General features: G+C 45.6%; 4 protein-coding genes and 1 pseudogene. All 5 read right to left on the reverse strand.

What is annotated here, in order from left to right:
* Positions 1–162 (reverse strand): transposase (locus WG89_RS29855; RefSeq protein WP_172806781.1); only part of this gene is annotated, 162 nt, incomplete at its 3' end.
* 21 nt (positions 163–183) lie between these two features.
* Positions 184–582, reverse strand: a complete 399-nt coding sequence (locus WG89_RS27820; protein WP_062270955.1) for a M14 family zinc carboxypeptidase — start codon at positions 580–582, stop codon at positions 184–186.
* Between the two features lie 309 nt (positions 583–891).
* Positions 892–2,097 (reverse strand): ATP-grasp domain-containing protein, encoded by a 1,206-nt coding sequence (locus WG89_RS27825; protein ID WP_079254100.1) that lies wholly within the window; start codon positions 2,095–2,097, stop codon positions 892–894.
* Positions 2,087–2,824 (reverse strand): ATP-grasp domain-containing protein, encoded by a 738-nt coding sequence (locus WG89_RS27830; RefSeq protein ID WP_062270958.1) that lies wholly within the window; start codon positions 2,822–2,824, stop codon positions 2,087–2,089. Before WG89_RS27830 ends, WG89_RS27825 begins: the two co-directional genes overlap by 11 nt.
* A 160-nt stretch (positions 2,825–2,984) precedes the next feature.
* A pseudogene (locus WG89_RS32490) lies at positions 2,985–3,107 on the reverse strand (IS5/IS1182 family transposase); the annotation flags it as partial.

The following is a 3,107-nucleotide window of genomic DNA, read 5'->3' on the forward strand; positions in this document are numbered from 1 at the left end:
GAAGTAAATTTCATAACGCTCTGAGATAGCCAAGCATACCTCCTTCAACGTCTTGTCTACTTCATCGCTAAAGACCACTCTTCGATACTTTGCTGGACAGACCAAGTGATACATAAGAACAGTGACATTGTGGGATTTGTGGATGAACCTACTTTTAGCCATCCACAAAATGTAGTCACAAGTTCATGCTGCGGCTAATGCCGCAGAAACGCAGCAAGCTGCGGGGAATATGACCCGTAGAGATTCAAACCCATCGGGATTCAGACAGGGGACCATGTACAGGGTGTTTCGGGTCAGTGCCTGGAGTAGTCGTGGGTTGGTTTTATAGTTTTCAATGATATAGCGGACAAACTTATTCGCCAGCTCTATGCCAATCCACTCTCGGGCATGAATAGTACCGGTGTATAAAAGAGCGGGTTTTTCATCGGCATAAGCCACGTCCTGAGAGATGGTCACCATCATGATGGGCCGACCTTCCCAGGTATCTCCAATACTATGGAGACGTATCAGGTCGGGGTGCTCCCCCATGGCTTGCTTAAGGAAATCGATGGTTTCCTGATAGGAAATGTACTGTTGTTTCATAGGCCATAGGCTTGTAGTTATGATGAAACATTCTGGACTGTACGAACTCAATGGCTTGGACTGAAAAATGTCTACAAACGATTGTTTTGATTACAAAAAATACAGCCAGATCGTTTTTGTTTGTTGTTGTCTAACTGTACCTTTTCCGGGTGACTTTCCCAACAACAGAATGATGAAATTCCCACAAATCATTCAGCCTTCAGCGAAGGAGTGCCTTATCACATCTTCAAGGGTGAATAATTCTTATACAAAAAAGGGTGAAAGCATGGCCTTCACCCTTTGATCAATTCAACAACTGTTCAACAGTAATTAGTGAACGGATGTTGTTGTATCTTCAATACCTGTATCCAATGCCTGCAACTGATCCACAGTCTCTACCGATTGTTCAGAACTGATCGGTTGGGTACGGTAATTATCCTGACGATTCCAGACTTCACTGGGCCATTCTTCCTCATAACGATCATGAGTATCTACGATGGGATAACCTTCTTTATCCATTCGGGTAAAGGTTTCAGCCGTATCGGTCATGGCCTGGGCTTCAGCGGCACGACCAAAATGAATGTGCCTCATGGTTCTCAGAACAGAAGAAGAGATTTTGCCCAGCTCTTCCCAGTTATAAAGAGGGATATGAGGGCAGCGCATTCTTCCTGCAGACAGTTTCCACATCAGGTACTGACCAATCCAGTCACGAATATACGGGAATGCAGCAAAGGCGGTGGCACATTCCAGAATGCTGTACTGATCGTCATAACTTACGGCCACATCACAGGCCCAGTATTCAGCATTGGCCGCCTTGGAAGCACGAACCGCTATTTCCAGTGCTTCTTTGGGAACATTCATGTAGTCCATGCTGCCACCCTGGGAAGTATTGGTCAGCCACTCACCTTCCGGCGGACGACGCCAGAATGCACAAACTGGCTTGTGACCGATCAACATCACCCGGATATCCGCCTTCATGGGTACGAAGTCCTGGATATACAGCGGGTAATATTTCTTCTCTGCCATCAATTCAAGGGCTTCAATTTCACTGTCGACTTTATGAACGTAGTAACCACCGTAGTTAGAAGGTCCATAGGAACGCTTGATGATTTTCGGGTACTCAGTGTTCCTCAGAAACGCCCTGCCCTCATCCTGATCGTAGAAGATTCTGGTTTTAGGAATCGGAAGATTGTACTTCTCACAAAAGTGAGTCACGTTTTCCTTGGACTTGTTAGCAAACTGGGCATCCATGGAAGGCACAAACTGCACCTCAGGAAGCTCTCTGGCAATTTCCCGGAAGGTTTCATAGGCCGTGGCAGGAATATTACCAATCAGCACTTCAATCTTCTTGCGCTTGACTTCTTTAATGAAGCGCTCTTTATCATTGCCCCAGTGATAGACGACGGTTTCTATCTTATCGGGCCAACCCTTGAAGTTGGACTTGTCAAAAAAGCGCAACACATGATCCAGATACAAAAGACCCAGTTTGGGCAGTTTACTTTTTTTAGCTGTGCTCAAGGCTGACTTATGCGGCATGGATCACCTCTTCTACAGCAGGGCTAACATCCAGATTAACCAGTTTTTTCATGGTGACTTTTCTTTCAATCAGATCAACGATCTTTTCTATCTTGCGGTCATTGAAATTCAGACCCAGCTCTTCCTGCTCAGGTGTCGCAAAAGCAGGAATGCCGTTCACTTCCAGCACAACATACTCTTCACGCTCCTGATCATAAATCAGGTCAACACCCGCAATTTCCAGCCCTGTGACTTTTGCTGCCTTGATGGCCAGTTGAATGACCTCTTCATTTGGCTCGCGCAGAATCACGCTGCCACCACTGGTGATATTGGTTTTCCAATCGTCTTCAGGCGCTTTTCGGCCATAACAGCCAACGTATTCCCCATCGACCACATCAATACGGAAATCGGTGTGATCATTCTGAACAAAACGCTCAACAAAGAAGTGCTGGATATCAATTTTGTTAATAAAAGGCTGAAGCATGTCCAGAGCACTTTCATTATCCAGACGAACAATGCCGGTTCCACCCCAACCATCAGTGGGTTTGTAAACCGCCCGGCCACCCCAGTCGACCATACTGGCGCGCAACGCATCCAGATTGTTATGACGGCACAGACAGTAATCCGGTGTATTGATACCGTGGCGACGCAAGAGATGAGTGGTTTTAAATTTGTCTTCTGTTAAGGCAAAAGCACGGTAATTATTAATAATGGGGATACAACGATCCAGCATCTCATAAAGGTACATCTGATACTGGGTTTGCTGACCTGCATTGTAGGTATAGGGAACCTGCGAATAACCTCTAATTTACTTCCCTTCTTGAATCGAGTTCGAAGTAGGACTGAAATCAGAGGTCTCAACCCCTTATTTGTATGATATTTAGCCACTTTCGTGACTTCAGGGCGGACTAACCCTGTGCCCGGATCATTTGATCCAGTCGAACAATATTCGCCAGGGCAAATAAAGTAGACAGTTTATTGTCATTCTTCTTCAAACCTCGATACCTGGCTTTTATAAATCCAAATTGACA

This window comes from Endozoicomonas arenosclerae, from assembly GCF_001562015.1.
Lineage (GTDB): Bacteria > Pseudomonadota > Gammaproteobacteria > Pseudomonadales > Endozoicomonadaceae > Endozoicomonas_A > Endozoicomonas_A arenosclerae.

Excerpts from the sequence above, each read along its gene's own strand:
- WG89_RS27820 (WP_062270955.1), bottom strand. The coding sequence starts at position 582 with ATGAAACAACAGTACATTTCCTATCAGGAAACCATCGATTTCCTTAAG.
- WG89_RS27825 (WP_079254100.1), bottom strand. The coding sequence starts at position 2,097 with ATGCCGCATAAGTCAGCCTTGAGCACAGCTAAAAAAAGTAAACTGCCC.
- WG89_RS27830 (WP_062270958.1), bottom strand. The coding sequence starts at position 2,824 with ATGTACCTTTATGAGATGCTGGATCGTTGTATCCCCATTATTAATAAT.